Source organism: Bifidobacterium myosotis (genome assembly GCF_002259745.1).
GTDB lineage: Bacteria > Actinomycetota > Actinomycetes > Actinomycetales > Bifidobacteriaceae > Bifidobacterium > Bifidobacterium myosotis.
The window spans coordinates 42,269-63,349 of sequence record NZ_MWWW01000027.1; the positions used below are offsets into that span (position 1 = coordinate 42,269).

15 protein-coding genes and 1 pseudogene are annotated in these 21,081 nt (G+C 65.1%); 12 read left to right on the top strand and 4 right to left on the bottom strand.

Annotation, left to right across the window (positions count from 1 at the left end; genetic code table 11):
• Positions 1 to 179: 179 nt before the first annotated feature.
• Positions 180 to 1,715, bottom strand: coding sequence for a YifB family Mg chelatase-like AAA ATPase (locus BMYO_RS09850; protein ID WP_094668290.1), 1,536 nt, complete (start codon positions 1,713 to 1,715; stop codon positions 180 to 182).
• Positions 1,716 to 1,837: 122 nt separating this feature from the next.
• Positions 1,838 to 2,269, bottom strand: a complete 432-nt coding sequence (locus tag BMYO_RS09855) for a YraN family protein (RefSeq protein WP_094668328.1) — start codon at positions 2,267 to 2,269, stop codon at positions 1,838 to 1,840.
• Between the two features lie 454 nt (positions 2,270 to 2,723).
• On the opposite strand from BMYO_RS09855, the gene BMYO_RS09860 reads away from it, so the two are divergent.
• From BMYO_RS09860 to BMYO_RS09875, 4 genes are all read left to right on the top strand, one after another.
• Positions 2,724 to 3,569 (top strand): response regulator transcription factor, encoded by an 846-nt coding sequence (locus tag BMYO_RS09860; RefSeq protein ID WP_094668291.1) that lies wholly within the window; start codon positions 2,724 to 2,726, stop codon positions 3,567 to 3,569.
• Between the two features lie 176 nt (positions 3,570 to 3,745).
• Positions 3,746 to 5,443 carry a sensor histidine kinase gene (locus BMYO_RS09865; RefSeq protein WP_094668292.1) on the top strand — a complete coding sequence of 566 codons (1,698 nt, stop codon included), beginning with the start codon at positions 3,746 to 3,748 and terminating at the stop codon, positions 5,441 to 5,443.
• On the top strand, positions 5,440 to 5,955 hold the full coding sequence (locus BMYO_RS09870; RefSeq protein WP_094668293.1) for a hypothetical protein: 516 nt from the start codon (positions 5,440 to 5,442) through the stop codon (positions 5,953 to 5,955). The genes BMYO_RS09865 and BMYO_RS09870 overlap by 4 nt, the downstream gene beginning before the upstream one ends.
• A gap of 313 nt (positions 5,956 to 6,268) precedes the next feature.
• Complete coding sequence (locus tag BMYO_RS09875; RefSeq protein WP_094668294.1) at positions 6,269 to 6,814, top strand: hypothetical protein; 546 nt, start codon at positions 6,269 to 6,271, stop codon at positions 6,812 to 6,814.
• 572 nt (positions 6,815 to 7,386) lie between these two features.
• Here BMYO_RS09875 and BMYO_RS09880 read toward each other — a convergent pair.
• Positions 7,387 to 8,061: a hypothetical protein gene (locus tag BMYO_RS09880; protein ID WP_094668295.1), complete on the bottom strand. Its 675-nt coding sequence runs from the start codon at positions 8,059 to 8,061 to the stop codon at positions 7,387 to 7,389.
• Between the two features lie 531 nt (positions 8,062 to 8,592).
• Between BMYO_RS09880 and BMYO_RS09885 the strand changes: the two genes are divergently transcribed.
• The 5 genes from BMYO_RS09885 to BMYO_RS09905 all read left to right on the top strand — a co-directional run bounded on the left by BMYO_RS09885 (position 8,593) and on the right by BMYO_RS09905 (position 13,806).
• Positions 8,593 to 9,342, top strand: coding sequence for a hypothetical protein (locus BMYO_RS09885; protein WP_143249166.1), 750 nt, complete (start codon positions 8,593 to 8,595; stop codon positions 9,340 to 9,342).
• A gap of 260 nt (positions 9,343 to 9,602) precedes the next feature.
• Complete coding sequence (locus BMYO_RS09890; RefSeq protein ID WP_094668297.1) at positions 9,603 to 10,364, top strand: hypothetical protein; 762 nt, start codon at positions 9,603 to 9,605, stop codon at positions 10,362 to 10,364.
• 176 nt (positions 10,365 to 10,540) lie between these two features.
• Positions 10,541 to 11,821: a hypothetical protein gene (locus BMYO_RS09895; protein ID WP_094668298.1), complete on the top strand. Its 1,281-nt coding sequence runs from the start codon at positions 10,541 to 10,543 to the stop codon at positions 11,819 to 11,821.
• 1 nt (position 11,822) lies between these two features.
• Entirely contained in the window at positions 11,823 to 12,653 is an 831-nt protein-coding gene (locus BMYO_RS09900) for an ATP-binding cassette domain-containing protein (RefSeq protein ID WP_233428254.1), read from the top strand.
• Entirely contained in the window at positions 12,634 to 13,806 is a 1,173-nt protein-coding gene (locus tag BMYO_RS09905; RefSeq protein ID WP_094668299.1) for a hypothetical protein, read from the top strand. The genes BMYO_RS09900 and BMYO_RS09905 overlap by 20 nt, the downstream gene beginning before the upstream one ends.
• A 98-nt stretch (positions 13,807 to 13,904) precedes the next feature.
• On the opposite strand, the gene BMYO_RS09910 is transcribed toward BMYO_RS09905, so the two are convergent.
• Complete coding sequence (locus BMYO_RS09910) at positions 13,905 to 14,777, bottom strand: pyridoxamine kinase (protein WP_094668300.1); 873 nt, start codon at positions 14,775 to 14,777, stop codon at positions 13,905 to 13,907.
• A 418-nt stretch (positions 14,778 to 15,195) separates the two neighbouring features.
• Between BMYO_RS09910 and BMYO_RS09915 the strand changes: the two genes are divergently transcribed.
• The 3 genes and pseudogenes from BMYO_RS09915 to BMYO_RS09930 all read left to right on the top strand — a co-directional run bounded on the left by BMYO_RS09915 (position 15,196) and on the right by BMYO_RS09930 (position 20,955).
• The gene (locus BMYO_RS09915; protein ID WP_094668301.1) at positions 15,196 to 16,512 is read left to right on the top strand and encodes an O-acetylhomoserine aminocarboxypropyltransferase/cysteine synthase family protein; all 1,317 of its coding nucleotides are present in this window, start codon (positions 15,196 to 15,198) and stop codon (positions 16,510 to 16,512) included.
• Positions 16,513 to 17,169: 657 nt separating this feature from the next.
• Positions 17,170 to 18,165 (top strand): ABC transporter ATP-binding protein, encoded by a 996-nt coding sequence (locus BMYO_RS09925; protein WP_233428256.1) that lies wholly within the window; start codon positions 17,170 to 17,172, stop codon positions 18,163 to 18,165.
• Between the two features lie 17 nt (positions 18,166 to 18,182).
• Positions 18,183 to 20,955 (top strand): annotated as a pseudogene (locus BMYO_RS09930) (ABC transporter permease).
• Positions 20,956 to 21,081: the final 126 nt, after the last annotated feature.

The following is a 21,081-nucleotide window of genomic DNA, read 5'->3' on the forward strand; positions in this document are numbered from 1 at the left end:
GGGAACGTTGGCATTCGCACCGGTGTCGGCATGTGTGCTGGTACCGGCATTCACACCAGTGCCACCATGTGTTGCGGTGCCGGCATGTGCGCTGGCGCTGCTGGTATTGCCAGTGTTGCTGGTGCTGCTGGTGACGACGGTGCTGCTGGTTTCGGTGCTGCTGGCGATGTTGGAACCGGTCATGACATCCTCGTTCTCAGTTCGATGCCCTGATGGACATCCTGTTCGGTGGGGGATACGCGGCCGCGCAGGTCCGCGAGCGTCCACGCCAATCGCATCGCACGGTCGGCGCCGCGCAACGTGAGCCGGTGATCGGACAAGGCCCGGTTCACCAGTTCCATCGCCTTGAGCGAGGTGTGCGTGTGCAGCCAGTTGCCCGAGGCCTGGGCGTTGCAGGTCCATCCGTATTCCCGGAACCGTTGCCGTGCCGCAGTACGGGCCTCAAGCACCCGTGCCCGGATCGTTGCGCTCGATTCGCCCAACGGTTCGTTGCTCGCCGCGATGCGCGAGACCGGCGGCACGGCAAGCTGGATGTCCACGCGGTCCAGCACCGGGCCGGCGAGACGGGAGAAGTACCGCATCCGGTCCTTCTCCCGGCAGGTACAGCGCTCGCCGGTGCCATAGTAGTAGCCGCACGGGCATGGATTCGCGGCCATGATGAGCTGGAACCGTGCCGGATAGTAGGTGCTTCCCTTGGACCGCGACAACGCCACATACCCCGACTCCAGCGGTTCGCGCAACGTCTGCAACGCCCTTGCGGAGAACTCCGGCGCCTCGTCCAGAAACAGGATGCCGCGATGCGCACGGGTGATGGCGCCCGGCGTGGCGATGCCGCTGCCGCCGCCGACCAGAGCCGCCGTGGTGGCGGTGTGGTGTGGCGCCTCGAACGGTGGCACATCCGTGATGCCGTATTGCGGCAAGGTGCCGCACAGCGACCGGATCGAGGCCACCTCCAGCTGTTCGGATTCGGTCAGCGGGCTCATGATGCCCGGCAGCCGGGATGCCAGCATGGTCTTGCCGGCGCCGGGAGGCCCGGTCATGATGAGATTGTGACCGCCCGCCGCGGCGACCTGCAACGCCCATTTGGCGTATTCCTGCCCCAGCACCTCGTTCATGTCTCCGCAGGTGTGTGAATCGGCGGGAATCTGCTGGTCGGCGCTTTCGTCGCCGGTGACGACCAGATCGGGAATGGTGTAGGAGGCCTTGCCGCCCATGAGTTCGATGAGCTCGCCCACATGTCGTACACCCACTACGTCGAGGCCATCCACCATGGCCGACTCCTCGAGGTTGCGGTAGGGGATGATCATCTTGCGGATGCCGCGTTCCTCGGCGTGCAGCATGATCGGCAGCAATCCGTGTATGGGCAGCACGGAACCGTCGAGATTCACCTCGCCGAGCATGATGGTGTCCTCGAGACAGTCGTGCCCGATGGCGCCGGCCGCGCACAGCACGCTCGCCGCGATGGCCAGATCGTGCGAGGACCCTCGTTTGGGCGTGGCGGCCGGACTCATGTTCACGGTGACGCGCGTCTGCGGCCAGGCGAAGCCGGAGGCGTGACAGGCGGATTTCACCCGTTCCCTCGCCTCGGACAGGCTGGCATCGGGCAGGCCGATGATGGTGAAGTAGGGCAGTCCCGGGCTGATGAAGGCCTGCACCTGCACGATGAAGGCCCGCAGTCCTATCAGACCGATCGAAAGCGTGCTGCCGATGGCCATGGATGTCTCCTTTCGGAACGTTTGGAAACGGAGTGGAATGGGTTTGGAATGGGTTGGCGTAATGAGTCGTAACGGCGGGGAAGACAGAGACGGAAGACGAGTCGAAACCGCTTCGGGGAAGGTCAGAAGGCATTGGGGATGTGAAGCACCTGCGGACGTCCCGCGCGCATCACGATGGTGATGACATCGAACCGAATGCCCGCGTGCGGCATGCGGTTGCGCCGGTCGATCAGCCAGTCGCACGCCGCACGCCGGAGATTGCGTTGCTTGGTGGGCGTCACCGCCTCCTGCGGCGGCCCGTAACGGGCGTTGCGACGCGCCTTCACCTCCACGAACACGATGACGCGGCCCGGCGCGAGCGCCACGACATCCAGTTCGCCATACCGTGTGTGCCAATTGCGCGACAGTACGGTCCATCCCTGCGATTCCAACCAACGGGCTGCGTATTGCTCGCCAAACAGGCCGAATCGTTTTGGGGTCAGGGTCCGGTCGCCCATTACGGCGGCGAGTTGGTCCAAGGGCGCCATCGTCGCCGGGTCGGGGGCGTCCAGCATGGGCTGGAAGGGAAGATCGGGAACGGCGCCGGCGTCGCATCCGGCAGGTTCGTGGATGCCGTCCGGGCAGGTGATGTCCGGATGGATGTAGGCGGACTTGACGGAATCGGAGGGTTTGACGGGGCCGGGGAAGGCGTTGGAGGCGATGAGTTCGATGGGAGCGGAGGAGAGGGCAGTGGCGGTGGAATCGGCGCATTGAGCGGCTGTTGAAGTAGTCATGACTCCACTGTGCGGGTCGGTGCCGTTCGAACACAAGCTCGAACGGCGAATGTGGAGAGTATGACGCGGCTTGACGTGTTGTGGATAACGTGTGGACGGAATCCCGGTTATCCACCGTTTGTTAGGAATGTTGACATGAATGTCGTCCGACGGATGACAACATGTTTCGCACGGCGCGGTGCAGCAATGCTACGGTGAAAGATGAAGTGGCATAGTCGCCGCATGGAGGGGACGCATGATGACCGGGAACGATGGACTGCAATCGCGCGATGTGGAATGGGCCGACCCCTCGAACGGACGTGATGGGCACGCGGGTCGGCAGCCTGCGGGCCAACAGCCTGCAGGCCGGCAATCCGTGGACCAGCAATCCGTGAATCAACAATCCGTGAACCAGCCGAATGCACAGGAAACCGCCGGCCAATCGCGCACGATCCGTCCCATCGTCACCATCGGACTGCTGGACAACGACGAGTTTTCGCTCGCTTTTCTGGAACGGTCGATCGGCGAGCTCATGCCCGAGGCTCGCGTCATATGGAAGACCACCTCCGGACGGGACGCGGTGGCGCGGTGCCTGGATACGGTCCAAAGCCCCAACGTGCTGCTCACCGACATGTCGATGGACGAACTGTCCGGACTGGTGGTCGCCCGCACCATCCGCATCCAGACCGCACGCGTGGCGATCTTGGCCGTCACCTCCTTCTCGCTGGCGGTATACGCCGGCAAGGCTGCGGAGGCCGGCGCCCAGGGCATCGTGCCCAAATCCGTGGAATCGCCGATCATCCGGGCCATACGCACTGTGGCTGCGGGCGGCACATGGGGCGAGGGGTTCGACACCGCGGCGGCGGCCCACGCGCGACTCGGCGGACGGCGCGTACCCCGGCAGTTCCTGCTCTCCGACCGGGAGGCCGAGGCCATGAACCTGTGCTCGCGCGGACTGGGCACCGAGCAGATTGCCGGCGAGATGCAGGTGAGCGTCTCCACGGCCAAGACCTATCTCACCCGCGCCATCCACAAGCTGGGCGTCACCTCGCGCGGCCAAGCCGTGGCGTTGTGGACCGGAGCCGCGGAGGACGAGCGATGAACGGCGCGTCCGGATACGCGGCGCACGGGAATCATGATCGATTCCGTGGCGGGAATCGCGACGGAATCGATGGCCTGCCCGGGGCGTGGGAAGTGGGCGGAGACCGTGCCGGGGCTACGGTCCGTGGCGCGGGCCATGACGGAATCGACAATCGTCGCACTGACGGAAGCCGCGTCATGAGGGGTGCGACGTTCGCGTTGCGATGGTTGCGCGCGCACTGGTTCCGCGTGGTCATGGCGCTGTTCATCCTTGCGGCCACGCTTATCGAATGGGCGGCGATCCCACCGGTGTACCCGCTGAACTTCGTGTTCTCCGGGGCATCGGTGGTGGCCATCGTCCTCTCGCCGTTCCTGCCACGGACGTCTGGATGGATGATCATCGCCACGGTGCTGGGGCGGCTGTTCGTGCTCGACCTGTCCGGCCCGAATCCGCTGTGGGCCGCATATCTGGCGCTCGCGATCATCGGATACGACAGTGCGATTCCGGTGGCGATCGGTGCGCTGCTGACCGTGTCGCTCGCCGAATGCGTGCCGGTGGCGCTCAACACGTTCAACGCGGTGTCCGCCACATGGGTGGGCATGGTCAACTACATCGGCATGTTCACCCTCGCCACCATGGGAGGCATGTCCTTCCGATGGCGCAGACAGCGCGACGAGATGCGCGACCATGCGATGGCGTTGGAGCGTCGCCAGTGGCAGGCCGATATGCTCAAGCGCAACACGCGGCTGGCGTCGCGCATCCACGATTCGGCCAGCGGCGGACTGTCGTACATCGCCCTGACCGCGCAACGACAGCTGCGGCGGACGCCCGACGACCCCACCCACGCCACTGAGCGGCGGGACTGGGAATTCGTCAACACGCAGGCGCTTGATGTGCTCGACGAGATCCATCATGTCATCGACCTGCTCGAGGAGGTGGCGCCCGAGCAGTTGGCGAATCCGGCCGGTTCGGTGGAATCCGCGGGGTCGGCACGGCCAGGTGAGAGGGCGGATTCGGATATGGCGTCGGGGCTGACAGCATCTGCGGGAATGACGGCATCGGCGGGGTCGGCTGAGTCGATGGCATCGGTACGGGTTCCGGAATCAGCGGAATCACCGGGACCGCGGCAACCGAGAGTCGTCAGGGAATCAGCGCGCCAGTCGCGTGGGCGAGTGAGCATAACGGGAGACGCGACGGATGCGGCGGGCGGAATGTCGGGCGGCATGCCGGGCCATACTGCGGGCGGCACGGCGATTGCACGGGCCGTCGACACGGGCAGGGAGCGTCTGGCTCGCCTCGGATTCCACGGCACCTTCGAGATACGTGGCGAGCTTCCGGATGATTGCGCCGCCGAATCGGCCCAGGAGGCCGCCAATCTCATCGGCGAGATCGCGGCGAACATCAGCCGTCATCTCGATCCGGCCACAGGTGACTACTGCTGCGTGGTGACGTTGGGCCGCTCGGCCATCGAAATCATGGAGACCAACCCGTTGCGGCAGCCGCGCGACGCCGAACATGATGACGGCGAGGCGAGGGGGCGTGGCGAGAACCGCGCAAGCACTGACGTCGCCGGCGTGGGCTCCGATATTGGCGGCGAACCCGATGGTCGCGAGGGGATGGCCGTTTCCGATGCCAACGTTGATTTCAGCGCCGGCGTCCCCGCGCACGGCAGCGGGCTCATGATGCACCGTCGCATCATCGCCGGACTCGGCGGCGTGCTCAACGACAGCGCCGAGGACGGCGATTGGGTGCTGTACGCGCGTATCCCCACGCGCCCAGACGGGGATGCACCCGGTCGTTCGGATTCGGGGACGGTCACAGAGCGGAACGGCGCCTTATGCTCCGATGGGCGCGTCCCTGCACGGTCGGAGCATGACGATGGGAGCCCATCATGAATGCCGACATGCGGCGACGGGCCGTCGCGATTGTCTCCGCTGCGTTGCTGGTGATCGTTGCGGTCGGCGCCATCATCTGGGCCATGCTGCTGCCCGAACCATGGCGCGACGTGCCATACAACGCGACGAACGGCACGGACGCGCAGTCATCGTCCGGAAGTGAGCACCCGGAATTCACGGGGCCAGACAAGTACGACCTGCTCAACGCATGGAACAACCTGCATACCGGGCTTGGCCGCGAAGTGCTCGAGGATGGCGTGGTGTCCGACGACGAACTTGCGGAGGTGCGCACGGCGTATAACGAATGCCTGTCCGTGTACGGGCTTCAGGCGCAGCCGGTCGACGGCGGCGAAGGCGAGGTGATCGTTACGGTTCGGGGTTCGATCGGCAGTCAGGAGAAGAACGAGATCATCCGTCAATGCGGCGTCGAATCCGATTACGTGACGCTGCGCGACGTGGCGTCCAAGGACGGCGGCCATCCCTCGCTCAGCGTCGAGATGCCGGGCTTGTGAGACCGGTTGCGGTGTGACGCCGGCTTACCGCGAAATCGCGTCGTCCCTGGGATTACGCATGGGCATGACGTTCCGCGAACGATTGCATACCATGGCGGCAACGGCGTGATGATGCCGTTCCGACGGCGAAGGAGCTGACATGCATGATTCGTGTTCATTCGGGATTCCGGGCGCTTGCGGTACTTCCGTAGCCTCCGGCGTGGGGCGTGCATGGCTGACGGCGGCGTGCGTGGCCGCTGTAATGCTATGCACGCTGACTGCCTGCGCTGGCCCGTCGTCCGGCAATCCGGACTCCGAAGGAACTGAAGGAACTATGGAGACGGCTGGCGGGTATGACCTCAACGCGCACTATGCCGCTGAGCTGAGGCAAGCCCGCCGGACGTTGCAGGATGATGGCGCCGACTTCGCGGTGGGGATTCTCGAAGACGGCGTGATCACGCAATCCGAGCTCGCCGAGCTCAACGATCACGTGCTCCAATGTCTGGGCGATCTGGGTCACGACACGGATTCGATCACGATGGGGGAGCTGGGTGAGATAAGCGCGCGGCCACCCAGCGGGGCATCCCAGGCGGAGTCGGCGGCGTGGGGTGGCACGTTCAATCAGGATGTGAAGACCTGCTCGACGCGCGACGGGGCACGGACCATATGGCAGCTGGCCAGTGCTGCCGAGATCAATCCGGACAACGACGGCAAGGATGTGAGGCAGATCATCATCGATTGCTATGTGAAGCAGGGGTTGGTGAGCGAATCGTATTCTATTGACGACTACGAGCGTGACAGTCGTGCGGGCACCGGGCCGTTCGATGCCGGCAAGCGCGCCGATGCGGGCTTCCGGCAGAAGGTCGAGGCATGCGGGTGACTGAATGGTGGCTTGGGCATGCCGGGCCGCTTGCCGTCTGCAGAGACCACATGATGTAGGGAACGCTCCCATGATGTAGGGAACGTTCCCATGGTGTAGGGAACTTCCCACCGTGTAGGGATTGGCCCACCGTGTAGGGATGAGAAATGGCGGAATTCCGGGAAAAGCGAAAATCCGCTCCCTACATCGTGGGCCGTTCCCTACACGGTGGGCTGGCGTCCTGCGTCAAATATCGTCCCTTGTCGGGAGGTCGGTCCGATGGGTCTAAAAGTCGGCCCGATGGGTCTAGGGGGCAGCGAATCCGTCAGCGAGTACGGCATGGCATACTGGCGTCCATGCTTCCGGGGCCGCTCGATGGGCCAAACCGGTGACGAGCGCCAAGCCGAACTGGCGTCCATGCTTCCGGGGCCGCTCGGCCGGCGCGGGCCAGCACATCTACTACGCCATACTGGCGTCCATGCTCCCGAGGCAGCTTGGGGAAAGGGGCCACGCCATTGACGTTGACGCTGGCGTCTATGCGTTGGGGAAAATGCTTCACCCCAGTGGCATCGCCGGCGGGACGAATGGTTGCCTTACTGCCTCGGATCCATGTTGCATTGGGTGAGTATGTCGGTGCTGCGCTCGCTGTAGTACCGGCCGCCCGGCTCGACGAATTGACGGTGGAACTCCCAATTCTCGTCGCCGCTCGCATTGACTTCGGGAATGTCCTCGGCGGTGAACTCATCGCCGACCACGCCCTTGCGTTTGAGACAGTCGGCCAGATCCTGACGAGCCTCTTCGTCGCTGCGATTGCGCAGATTGCCGTTCGGATCGCCGGCGACCGCGTTGTACAGCGCCGTGATCCACCGGGAGCCCGATGATGCATCGCAGGTGCCGTCCGCCTCACCGTATCGTGCATTCTCGGCGTCGGTCATTTCGCCCGACATCTGGCTGCTGCCGTCCGGATTGACGTAATCGAGCGCGAACCCGGCGTCCTTCATGCACGACGCATACCGGTTGACCGCCTCGGTGGCTTCGGCCTCGGTGATCCGCCCATCACGCAGCACGTCCTGCGCGAACGTGTTGCCCTGCCGGCCCGCGTCATCGTAATTCCGCTGGAAGTCCTCGGCCCATGGACCGGAGAAGGTGGGTTCGGCGGCTTGAGGCGCGGCATCGGTACCTGGCATGCCCCCGCAGCCGGCCAGCGTCAACATCAGCGTGAGAGACATGATGGACAGGGGGATTGCGTAGGTTGTACTGCGTTTCATCAGTGTTGTCCTTCGGTCTGGGCCTTGGGTCTTTGGCCTTGGGTCTTTGGTTTTGGCGCGGCGGGTGAATGTCACGGATGCCGTTCAGCCGCTCGCACAGTGTCTTTGTGACCTCGTTGTCGGTAAATCCAAGGTATGACAGATGGGACCGTCGCGCGAGCGCTCGCGTAAGCCAGCGGATGACAGACATCGGATGATCTCGGAATGGCCGGATGCCGATGGCTTCTCGGCTCCTTCTGACGGTGCTCGATGATGAAAGCGACGGTAAGTACGCGTCTCGGCGAAGGTCCTGCGTTTACCGTCTGTCGTGATGGCAAGAGGGACTGTATGTACGCGTCTGTTTCGTGATGGCGCGTACATACAGTCCTTTTCAGCAGCTTCCACGGCAAAAGACGCTGGCGGACCAGCCAAAGACGGTCTGAAAGCTGATCCTTGTAACCTCACCGACTACACGGCGATTGCGGTCCACGCAGGAAGCGGACCTAAGCTGAATCATGACGAGGAAGTCCACGATGATTGGTGGGGATGACGATGAACACGAACGGATATGGCGGCGTCGCGCGGCGGATGATCGCGGCCGGCGTGCTGGTGCCGTTGTGCCTGGCGATGGCGGCCTGTTCCGGTCCGGGGCAGGGCGGCGGCGCGGCGAACGCCGACGGGAAGACGCCGGCGAACGCTGCGGCGACCGTCTGCAAGGCACCTGACTTCCAGGGGCCGTATGCGTCCGAATTCAAGCTCAATTGGGAGCAGTCCAAGACCGAGCTGGGCAAACGCATCCTCGAGGACTGCCGGGTCACCGACGCGGAGCTTACGGAGGTCTTCGACGCGCAGAACCAGTGCCTGGCGCCATACGGTCTGGCCTCCACCAAAGGGCAGCTCTCCCAGGTGCGGGCGAGCGGTCTGAGCGAGGATGAGATGAACCAGAAGAACGCCGAATGCGCCGCCGAGACCGACCTGTGGAACGTCGAGTCCATGTATGACGCGCTGCAAAGCAATCCGAACAACGTTGACGCCGGTGCCCGACAGCGCGCGATATACCAGTGCCTCAAACAGCGCGATCTGCTGCCCAAGCCCATCACCGAGCAGGAGTTCCTCGATCTGGAGGTCACCGGCGCGGAAGGGCTGAGCGAGGAGCAGATCGTCGAAAAGACCCGGAAGTGGAACGAGTTCTACCGAGCCTACATGGAGCGCAACGATGACGGCAGCCCGAACCCCGACTACGACGCCGTCAAGGCGAAGCAGTTCTGGGAATGCCAGACCGATGCGCTGAATCAGCAGTAGGCACAGCGTCAGTCGTGCGATTCGGGGCTTGAACCATCGTTACGATGCCCGGCTGTTGCGCCGTCGGTGCACAGTCTGTCGGCGCCGGCACATGGCCGATGCGCAACGCGGCCGGTACGCGGCCGTGAGGCACACGGCTGATGCACGGGCCGATGCAGGATCGGCGCAGCGTGCAGCGCGAAGCACACAACACACAGCAACACGTAACACACAACACACATACGAGAACATATACAAATCCATAAGGCAGGGAGGCCATCATGCAGGGAAATACGGCAACGACGATTCGTCAACGGCTGCACCACGCGATTGTGCTGATCGGGGCGGCGACGCTGGCATGCGTGATGTTCGCCGGATGCGGACAGGTCGCGGACGTCAACGGGGCGTCCAAGACGGCCGACACATCCGGCACCGGCGGCGAACCGACCTTTTCCGGGCCGTACGCCGCGGAATTCAAGAAGCAATATGACCAGGCGCCCACCGATCTGGTCAGGAACATACTCAAGGACGGCAAAATCACCGAAGCCGAGGTGCAGGAGGTCTACGACGACTACAACAAGTGCCTCGAACCCTATGGGCTGCAGGCCACTTGGACATTGGACCGGGGCGAGGGGGTCGGCCAGTATCGTGGGTCGATGTCCGACGAAGAGCAGTTCAAGGTCATGGACGAGTGCCATGCCAAGACCGGCTCGGGCGACATCTCCAGCTTGTACGCGACGATGAACATGAACCCTGACAATGTCGATCAGGAGGCCATGGCACGCAAGATCTACCAATGCTATGCCAAGCACGATCTGCTGCCGAGCCCCATCAGCGAAGACGAGTACATGAGCACGATGAACACCGCGAACGTGACCGACAACAGCCAGTTCGAGGCCAATCTCCGGCGTTGGCACGAGTTCTTCATCGAGTACATGAGCACCACCTTCGACGGCCAACCCAATCCGAACTACAAATACGATCAGAATTCGCCACAGGGCAAGCAGTTCTGGGCATGCGGACAGGACCCGCTGCATCAGTAGCGGTCGGAACTGTCGTCTTGCGGACGACAACGGTATTGGGAAGCCGTCGGAACCGGTAATACGCTGAAGTCAACCAAGGCGTGCACATGGTTTGCTCTTCCGGGCGAAAGACGGCGAAAGACATGAGGCGCAAGACATGAGGCGCAAAGCGTGGGGCACAAGGCAAGGAGGCCGACATGAAGCGGGAAAGCGCAGCAAGGAATCGTAAGGAACTGCGGGCCGCGCGCAATGGGGTGGCGGCCTCCATCGTGGTGCTGCTCGCCTTGGTGATGTTCGCGGTGGGTCTTGGCGGCGGGTTCCTCCTCACCCGCTCCAAGATCCCACCGTCCCTGGTCTCCAGTACCGAGGCCACGACGGTGAAGGTGTCCTCCGCCCAATTCGACGACGCACGGTCCGTGACGCTGGCTGTCTCCCTCGGCGAATCATCCACCGTCACCTCGCCGGTGTCGGGCACCATCACCGGCACCTCCGCCGGTGCGGGCGCCGTCATCGGCTCCGGCGGCACGGTGTTCGATGTGGATGCCAAGCCCGTCCTCGCACTGCACACCGACGTGCCGTTGTACCGCACGCTGTCCAGCGGCACTCGCGGACCCGATGCGGCAGGGCTCAACGCCGCGCTGCGTCGCCTCGGCTATGGCGCGCCCGACTCCGATTGGATGACGTGGGACACCATCGCCGCCTACAACGCGCTCGCCGACAGTGAGGGCGCGGCCCGCATCACCGCCGACTCAGGCTGGTCCATCGGCCCGGAATCGTTCGTCTGGATACCCGCCGACTCGGTGACGGTCAAGCAATCCTCAATCGCCGTGGGACGACAGATCACTGCGGGCGCGGACCTGTTCACCACGGCCGCGATCCCGCTCAAGGCGACGTTGCCGACGTCCGCCACCGATCTAGTGGCCGGCGATCGCACGCTCGTCATCGGCGAGCAGACGTTCGCCGTGCCGGCCGGAACCGTCGAGCTCACCGATCCTGCGCTGCTCGCGGCGATCGGCGGCTCCGTGGCCTTCCGTCTGGCGTCGATGAGCGGGGATTCCGGCGGTGTGACGGCGGGTGGCTCCGGGGGAGCGGGCACCGGTGCGGCGGGAACGTCCGGGACGGGCGGCGGCACACTCAGCGTGTCCTACGATTGGAGGCTCGCGCAGCCGCTGACCGCGCTCACCGTGCCGCCTTCCGCAATCTACGACGCCTCGGGTGGACTTGGATGCGTGAGCGTGGACGCCAAGCCGGTGCCCGTCTCCATCGTCGCCTCGCAGCTGGGCAAGACGATGGTCTCCACGAGTGGTGATACGTCCTTTGACCATGTGGATGTGACGCCGCGCACCACCGCGCACTGCGGGGTCGGGGGCGAATCCGCATCCACTGCATCTGCTGCCGGGTCGTCATCAGGCGGGGCATCGGACGATACCACGGCCCAATCCTCATCTGATGCGGCCCAGGGCCAAGGCGGGCAGTGAGATGGGCGGCAATGAGGTGAGGGAGGACGGCCCGCGAAGGGGCGCGCGGGATGACGTGCGGCGGGATGTGCGTCAGGATGCGCGTCAGGATGCGCGGCTGGATGTGCAGCGGGACGGACGGCGTGCCGTGCAGCATGACGGATGTTCTGCCGCGCGCCGTGACACACAGCAGAACGTACGCCGGGATACGCGGCGTGTGATCCTGACCGATGTGGGCCACAGCTTCGACCGCACCGGCGAGGACATGCTGTTCCGCCATCTGACCATGACGCTGCTGCCCAAGCACGTCTACGCGCTCACCGGGCCGTCCGGATCGGGCAAATCCACGCTGCTGTCCATCATCGCCGGATGGGTGGAGCCGGTGACGGGCACGGTGGAGCGCATCGACTGCGGGCGCGTGTGCTGGGTGCTGCAGAACCCTCACGGCGTGGCCCGTCGTACCGCGCTCGACCATGTGGCACTGCCGTTCATCGCGCGCGGCGAGCGGCGGCGGAACGCCGAAGCGCACGCCATGGAACTGCTGGACGCCTTCGGGTTGACAACGTTGGCTTTGAAGCCTTTCCGCGATCTGTCCGGCGGTGAGGCGCAACGACTCATGCTCGCGCGCGGCGTGGCCTCGCACGCCGGCCTGCTGCTGGTGGACGAGCCGACCGCGCAGCTCGACCTCAATACGGCGGCCACGGTCAACGAACACCTGCACAACCTGTCGATGAGCGGCGCGATCGTCGTCGTGGCCACGCACGATCCGCGCACGAGGGACGCCTGCACCGACCTCATCGACCTGCGCGACTGGCAAAGCGAGGAGGTGCGTCATGATCTGGCGACGGCGTGACGATATGTCTTCCGGTGCGCCTCGCATGCGATTGGGCGGCATGCTGGGGGAGGCGTGGCGCGATCTGGCGACCGGCACCAGCCACGCCTGCGCGCTGGCCGTCGGGCTGGCCTGCCTCATCGTGCTGCTGGCAGGGGCCGACTGGCTGACCATCGCCGGCATCCAGCGGCAGACCGACGACTACGTTGCCGCCGGAGGCTCCACATGGGTGATGGAGTACAACAATCACATCGACGGGGCGGCGTGCGACCGCCTCGCCTCGCTGGACGGTGTCGAAGCGGCTGGCGCGGTGCGACAGACCGACCGGAAGATGGTGTTCGCGGCGCTGCCGTCCACCGGCGTACCCGTCGTGGAGATTACGCCGGGCGCGCGCGAGGTGTTCGCGCTGAGCACCGCCGGTACGCGGGCCGGGATGGGGGAGACCGATGCCGTGACCTTGTATCCGGAAGGCGTGATGCTCTCCGCCGAGGCGGCCAAACCGTTCAAGGCGTCGGCCGGCAGCCTGCTGACGTTGCGCGACGGGCGCGAGGTGCAGGTAGCCGGCGTGTTTGACTGGCCCGACGACGGGCGCAAATCCGGCTTCTCATACGCGGCCCTGACTCCGGTGCCCACGGACTCCGATGAGACGTTCAGCCAGTGTTGGGTGCGTACATGGCCCGAGACCAAGGACATCGAGTCGCTGCTGCGTCTGGCGGGCGTCGGCTCCGGCATGGAGAGTACGCAGGAGAGGCCACAGATCGCCAAGCTCAACATGTCCAAGGGCAGCACATGGGACAGCGCGGCGCTGTTCGGCGCGCGGCTGACCGCCTATGTGCCGTGGATCGCGCTTGTGGCTGCTTTGGCGTTGGGATTCATCGTCACCCGGACCCGCAAGCTGGAGATGGCGTCCGCCCTGCACTGCGGTGTGCCGAAAACGGCGCTGATCACGCAGGTCATGCTGGAGACGGGCGCGTGGGCCGTGTCCGGGGTGCTGCTGGCGAGTCCGCTGCTCGCATGGGTGTGGATGGGCAACGCGGATGCGGAATCCGCGGCGCTCGCCGACACGCTGCTTCGGGTGCCGGTCGCCGCGGTCGTGGGCTTGCTGGTGGGGTCGGGGGTCGCCGTATTGCTGACCCGCGAAAGCCACCTGCTCAGGTATTTCAAGAACCGGTAGCGTTTTCCGTGTGGGCTCCCATCGGCTCGTCGGCTCCCCTCAGTCAGCTGCGCTGACAGCTCCCCTCAGAGAGGGGAGCCGGGCGATTCAGCGCTGATTCACTTCACCAGACCGGTAAGCTCTCCGAGGTTGAGCTCGAAGCTCACGCCGCGCTCCTCGAAGTTCGGCTGGTAGCGGGTGCTCTCCATCGCGTGGCGCACGAACTCGCCGGCGATCTCGGCCGATTCGGCCAGACCGCGGCCTGCCAGCACGGCGCCGCACAGTGCGGAGGCGAAGGCGTCACCCGTGCCGTGAATCATGTAAGGCAGCTTGTCATGGGCGAGCTCCACCTTGGCTTCGGCACCAGTGGAGGCGCTGGCGACGTAGTTGACGATCTTGCCGTCGCCGTGGTCGATGCCCTTGAGGACCACGTTCTTGGCGCCGAGCTTCAGCAGCGCGTCGAGCAGGTCGGTCACCGCGGCATCATCCAGATCCTGACCCGGGTAGTCGCGCTTGGTGAGGATCGACGCCTCGGTGAGGTTCGGCATGAGCACGTCCGCGCCGTCGGCCAGCGCGCCCATCGCCTCGCACAGCTCCGGCGTGTACGTGGGGTACATCTTGCCCGCGTCGCCCATGACCGGGTCCACCAGACGCAGCGCCTTCGGGTACTCGCGGTACAGACGCTGGATGATGGCCACCTGATCGGGGGAGCCGAGGAAACCGGAATACACGCCGTCGAGGTCCACGTTCTCCTTGCGCCAGGCGTCGAGATAGCCGGAGAGGATATCGGTGGTGTCGTGGAAGGTGAACACCGCATAGCGGGTGTGCGCGGAGAACAGCGCGGTCGGCACCGGGCACACATCGCAGCCGGCGGCCGAGAGAATCGGAATCGCGGCGGTCAGCGAGCACTTGCCGTAGCCGCACATGTCGTGCACGGCGGCCACGCGCGGGATGTAGTGCGGATCACGGTCATATAGGGTGACGTCAGTCATAAATAGCTCCAATCGAATCGCAACGGATGCCATGGCCGGCAGAAACGCCGGCATCACATTCGAGAGCGTAGCCAATCCATGGGTCGGGAGGCGAATCGTGTTCATATCATGGTGCGGCCATGGTCCATGGCATGTCCGCGCCGTACCTGCGCCTCGTCCTCGCCGCATCCGCGTGACGCCGAACCGTATCGCCGCCGCCGGCGTGTCGCGGCGGTTCCGACGATGAATTCAACGTCGTACGGAACCCGCGAGCCCAATGATTCCAACGGCTTATAAGGGTCTATAGGCAACCCCGATAACGTCCGGCTTGCGCCGCGCTGCACGCCGCGCGTACCTTCATAACCAACACCTCGCCAACCGCCGAACACGGCAGGCGGGTGGCAAGGAAAAACCTCGCGACCACTACAAGGAGCACATCATGGCCGAGAACAACAAGAAGTACCGTTTTGAAACCCTGCAGCTGCACGTAGGCCAGGAGCAGGCCGACCCGGCCACCGACTCCCGTGCGGTGCCGATCTACGCGACCACCTCCTACGTCTTCCACAACTTCGACCACGCCGAGGCCCGCTTCGGCCTCGCTGACCCGGGCAACATCTACGGCCGTCTGACCAACTCCACCCAGGGCGTCTTCGAGGACCGCATCGCCGCCCTCGAGGGTGGCACCGCCGGCATCGCCGTCGCCTCCGGCGCGGCCGCCGTCGAGTACGCCGTGCGCAACATCACCCAGTCCGGCGACCACATCGTCTCCTCCAAGAACATCTACGGCGGCACCTTCAACCTGCTCAAGCACACCCTGCCGCGCGACGGCATCACCACCACCTTCGTGGACCCGGAGGTCCCGCAGAACTTCGAGGACGCCATCCAGGAGAACACCAAGCTCGTCTACTTCGAGACCTTCGGCAACCCGAACGCCGACCTGCCGGACTTCGAGGCCATCTCCGCAATCGCCCATAAGCATCATCTGCCGGTGATTGTGGACAACACCTTCGCCACCCCGTACCTGTTCCGTCCGCTCGAGCACGGCGCCGACGTCGTGGTCGAATCCGCCACCAAGTTCATCGGCGGCCACGGCACCACGCTGGGCGGCGTGGTCGTCGAGGGCGGCAACTTCAACTGGGCCGAGGTGCCGGGCAAGTTCCCGACCCTCACCGAGCCGGACCCGTCCTACCACGGCCTCAACTTCTACGAGGCTCTGGGCGGCGCCGCCTTCGTGACCCGCATCCGCGCCATCCTGCTGCGCGACACCGGCGCCACCCTGTCCCCGTTCGCCGCCTTCCTGCTGCTGCAGGGCACCGAGACCCTGTCCCTGCGCGTCGAGCGTCACGTCCAGAACGCGCTGAAGGTCGTCGAGTACCTGCAGACCGTGCCGGAAGTCGAGTCCGTCTCCCACCCGTCCATCGAAGGCCGCCGCGACCACGAGCTGTACAAGAAGTACTTCCCGAACGGCGCCGGCTCCATCTTCACCTTCGACATCAAGGGCGGTAAGGATGCGGCCCGCGTCTTCATCGACAACCTGCACCTGTTCTCGCTGCTCGCCAACGTGGCCGACGTGAAGTCCCTCGTCATCCACCCGGCCTCCACCACGCACTCCCAGGAGACGCTGGAGGAGCTCGAGGACCAGGGCATCCATCAGGGCACCATCCGCCTGTCCATCGGCACCGAGAACATCGAGGACATCCTCGACGACCTCAAGGGCGGCTTCGAGGCCGTCCGCGCCTCCGGCCTGGCCAAGTAACACCGGGAAGGATACGGTTCCGGCCCGAAGGGGAACGGCGTTTATGGGGTGCGCCGTAGGGGAGCGGAACCGAAGGGGGTCCTTCTCAGCCATTACTTGACTCAAGGGATAGGAAAGCCCGCACTGACGTCATGCAGTGCGGGCTTTCCATGCCTCACGGGGATTCGCCGCAACCATCACCGCAAGGCCCGCGGTATCCAAGAGCAACTGGTTTTTCGTGCATGTGTAGGAATGGCCGGGATGCGGGAAGCAAAGGGGCTCTTCCGATTTTGGCGTGTAGGGGCCATGCGTTTTCATTGCTTAGGCACATATTCATCGTCGCCTTGCATGTATGCCTGCGTTGTTGTGCTGTCCTGTTCTGTTGTTCTTTGGGGCTTACCTAAGAAACGATGAATGTACCTGAGTCTGTCCCATACGAAGCCGCTTATAAAGGCCTTATACAGCGGGGCTTTCGGGTACGCGCCGAGCCCTCCGTCATCGGCGCATCGTTATCGGCTCATCGTCATCCTTGTCTTCTTCGTCATCCTTGAGGATGAGGATCGCCTCGCTGGGAAGGCGGAGGATTCAGCCTCACGCACGATGGGAGGCAACGTCGTCTTTTTCTAAGTTGGAAGCATCATCCGGGCATCGGGCCCGGACTTTCAGGAAGAGACGATGATGAATCAGCAGAATATCCCGGCCCAGGGCGCGACCGGCGCATCCGACGTGGCAACCGCCATCCAGGCCATCGATCTGGTCAAGGACTATGGCACCGGCTCCAACGCCGTTCACGCGCTGCGCGGCGTGAACGTGAGCTTCGAGCGAGGCCGGTTCACCGCCATCATGGGGCCTTCCGGCTCCGGCAAATCCACGCTCATGCACACGTTGGCGGGCCTCGATTCCGCCACCTCCGGGCACATCCTGTTCGAGGGCAAGGACCTGACCCGTATGAATGACAAGCAGCTCACCCTGCTGCGCCGCAACAAGATCGGGTTCATCTTCCAGAGCTTCAACCTGCTGCCCATGTTCAGCGCCGAGGCGAACATCCTCATGCCGCTCACCTTGGCTGGCGCCAAGCCGGACCGCGCCTGGTTCGACCTGTTGGTGGAGACCCTGGGGCTTAGGCAGCGACTGAACCACCGCCCCAATGAGCTGTCCGGAGGACAGCAGCAGCGCGTGGCCATCGCAAGGGCCCTCATCACCAAGCCCAGCCTCGTCTTCGCCGACGAGCCTACCGGCAACCTCGATTCCGTCTCCAGTGCCGAAGTGCTCGGTTTCCTCAAGCGTTCGGTGAACGAGCTCGGCCAGACCATCGTCATGGTCACGCACGACGCCGTGGCCGCATCCTACGCGGATCGCGCCATCGTGTTCGCGGACGGGCGGATCGTGGCCGACGAGCCGCATCCCACCGCCGAAGTCATGAGCAGCCTGCTCATGGCCGAGCGCGAACGGGCCACGCGCGCCGCGGTCACCGCTACTTCGGCGGACAAGCTCTCCCGTCTGGCCGGGGTCGCCGGCGATGTGACGCTGCCCGTCACCGACGCCGTGCTGACGTCCGATACGCACGACCGTTTCGTGAGGCCGGATGCATTCGCCGACAGTGACGCCGAACCCTCCACGAAGCGTCACTCAAGCCACCGCCGCGCCGCCGCGACCGCGCGTCACGCCGCTTGAGAGAGGAGTCGCGAATCATGTTCGACATCACCTTGAAACTCATGCGCAAGAACGGCCGGATGCTCATTCCCGCCGGCATCGCCATCCTGATCGGCACCGCGTTCATCGCCGCCACGTTCCTGTTCTCGAACACGATGGGCGATGCGCTCGTCCATCAGCAGACCGCGCTATACGGTGGGGCGAACTATATGGTGACGCCCGACTCCGAAGCGTTGAAGAACGCCAGCGAAGACGAGCAGAGCAAGGCGTACGCCACTACCGTCGCCGACTTCCAGCTTGATCGGCTGCGCACCATCGACGGGGTCGAGGACGTGCGCGTCGATGCGACCGTGCCCAGATTGACCGTCGCCAAGGGAGACCGTCACGTCACCGGCATCGCCATCGGCACCGCGAAGAGCCTCTCGTTGCTGCCGGTCACCGTTTCGGACGGCAACCAGCCGATCGACAACGACGAGATCGCCCTGCCGAGGTCCGTCGCCGAGCAGCTCGGCGTGGGCGTGGGCGATACGGTCACGGTGAATTCCCCGGCCGCTCAGGCGGCGATCGAGGGGAATGCCGCTGGTGCTGGTGCTGATACTGGTGCCTCTGCCGGCGGGTCCTCGACGGTTGGCGGGGCCGCGACTGGTAGCGGCGCCAACAGCTCCGCCATGACAGTGCGCGTGACCGGCCTGACCGACGATCCGAACGGCGCGTACTCCTATTACGGCGGCGCGTCCGTCCTGTCGAACAACGTGCTGGCCACCATGTCCGGCGCGGCGGAATTCAACGACGTCACAGCCAATACGCTCTACCTCGACCTCGCCGGCGCCGGAGAGGGCCGGGACGGTGATGCCAAGGCGCAGGCCACCGCCGAACGCATCGCCAAGCTGATGCCGGAATACTACGTCGTCATGAGCCGCGCGGACATCGACAAGGAGGCGTTGCAGAATCTCGACGCGGACGGCGGGCTCAGCATCACCACCGTGTTCCTCCTGAGCTTCGGCATCCTGGCCATGGTCGTGGCCGCGCTGGTGATCGCCAACACGTTCCAGGTGCTGGTGGCGCAACGCCGTCGTACCCTGGCGCTGCTGCGCACGATCGGCGCCCAGAAGGGACAGCTGTATGCCTCCGTGCTGCTTGAGGCCGGTATACTTGGATTGGTCGCCTCACTGCTCGGCGTGGCGCTGGGTATCGGCCTCATCGCCGGCCTGTGCGCCTCGGGACTCATGGGCGGCGACGAGCTGAGGGCCCGGCTGATCCTGAGCTGGCAGGCGTTCGTGGTGCCCATCGCGTTCGGCGTGGTGATGACCGTGCTCGCCTCGCTCGGCTCCGCGCGTGCCGCCACCGCCGTGACGCCGCTCGAGGCGCTGCGTCCCATTGAACTGACCGATACGCGCCGGGCGGGAGTGATGCGGGCCGTCTGCTCGGGCATCCTTGTGGCTGCCGGCGCGGCGCTTGCCGGGTTCGCCGCATGGCAGATGCACGAGTCGCTCGTCGGACATGATGCGCTGATCGAGCGGTATGCGGTAGTCCTGCTTATGGCCATCGCCGGATGCGCGCTGATCTTCCTCGGGCTGGTGCTGTCCGCCGCGTTCTGGCTACCGCTGCTCATGCGCGGCGTGGGAGCGGCTGTCTCGTTGGCAGGCCCCAGCGCGAGAATCGCCAATGCAAACATCCAGAAGAACCCGCGTCGCGTGGCGGCCACCGGAGCCGCGCTGCTCATCGGCGTCACGCTCGTGTCTACCATCGCCACCGGCGCCGCCAGCGGCAAGCAGACCATGGAAGTGGCCTTGGACCAGCGCTACAGCGTGGACATGATCGCCGCCGGCGGCGATATGACCGACAAACAGGCCACGGACGCCGCCGAGGCCAAGGGCGTGGCCGCCTCCCTCTACGCGCCCACCACTGTGCGGTACGTCACCACGAAGGACGGCAAGGAGCTGTCCGTGATGCTCGTCGGCATCAAGGACGCCGCCGCGCTCGCGAAGGTGATGAAAGCCGATCTGAGCGGTGTTTCGATCGGGGCGGGCGACGTGCTGCTGCCGACGATCAACGCCATGGATGGCAAGAAGGTCGGCTTCGACGGGTCCGTCGTCTTCCGGGAAAATCCGGCCGGCGCCGAGACCGATGCCGCCAGCCGCAAGCCGATCGCCCTCAAGCCTCAGCAGGCCGACTACCGCCGCGTCTCCTCCGACTACGGCGCGGTGGCGTTCGTCAACGCAGAGCATTTCACCGATGGCGACCTCGAAACCGCCGGCCACATGCTGCTCATGCGCGTGGACGCGGATGCCGCCGGCATCACGATGAACGACGTGCTCACCAACGTGCAGCAAGCGTTCTCGGCCTCTCCGGGGGTGAGCGTGTCCGGGCCGGTGGCCGAACGCTCGATGTGGGAGACCACCATCGACAGCATGATGGCCCTGATGGTGGGATTGATCGCCGTGGCCGTGCTCATCGCACTGGTCGGCGTGGCGAACACGCTGTCGCTCTCCGTGATCGAGCGAACCCGCGAATCCGCCACGCTGCGCGCCATCGGCATGACGCGCGGGCAGCTGCGGCGCTCACTCGCGGCCGAGGCGCTGCTGCTCTCGCTCGTCTCCGGTGTGGCGGGCGTGGCGCTGGGCACGCTGTTCGGTTGGCTCGGCTCCTACATGGTGTTCAGCCTGTACGCCACCGTGGCGTTGCCGTTCGACTGGGCCACCAACGGACTGGTACTGGGCATCGCCGCGCTCGCCGCCCTGCTTGCCAGCGTCGCCCCGGCCCGCCGGGCCGTCAGGGTGCCGCCCCGTGGAAGCTCTGGCTGAAGCCTAGGCTTCTGCCGTCGCCTCCACAGGCAGCCTTCGCGGCAAGACCATTCACTTTGCCTACGGGCAGTCCGCCGGACTGCCCGTTTGGCGGCTCGGCCAGTAGAGATTCTGGCTGAAGCCTGAGAGTCGG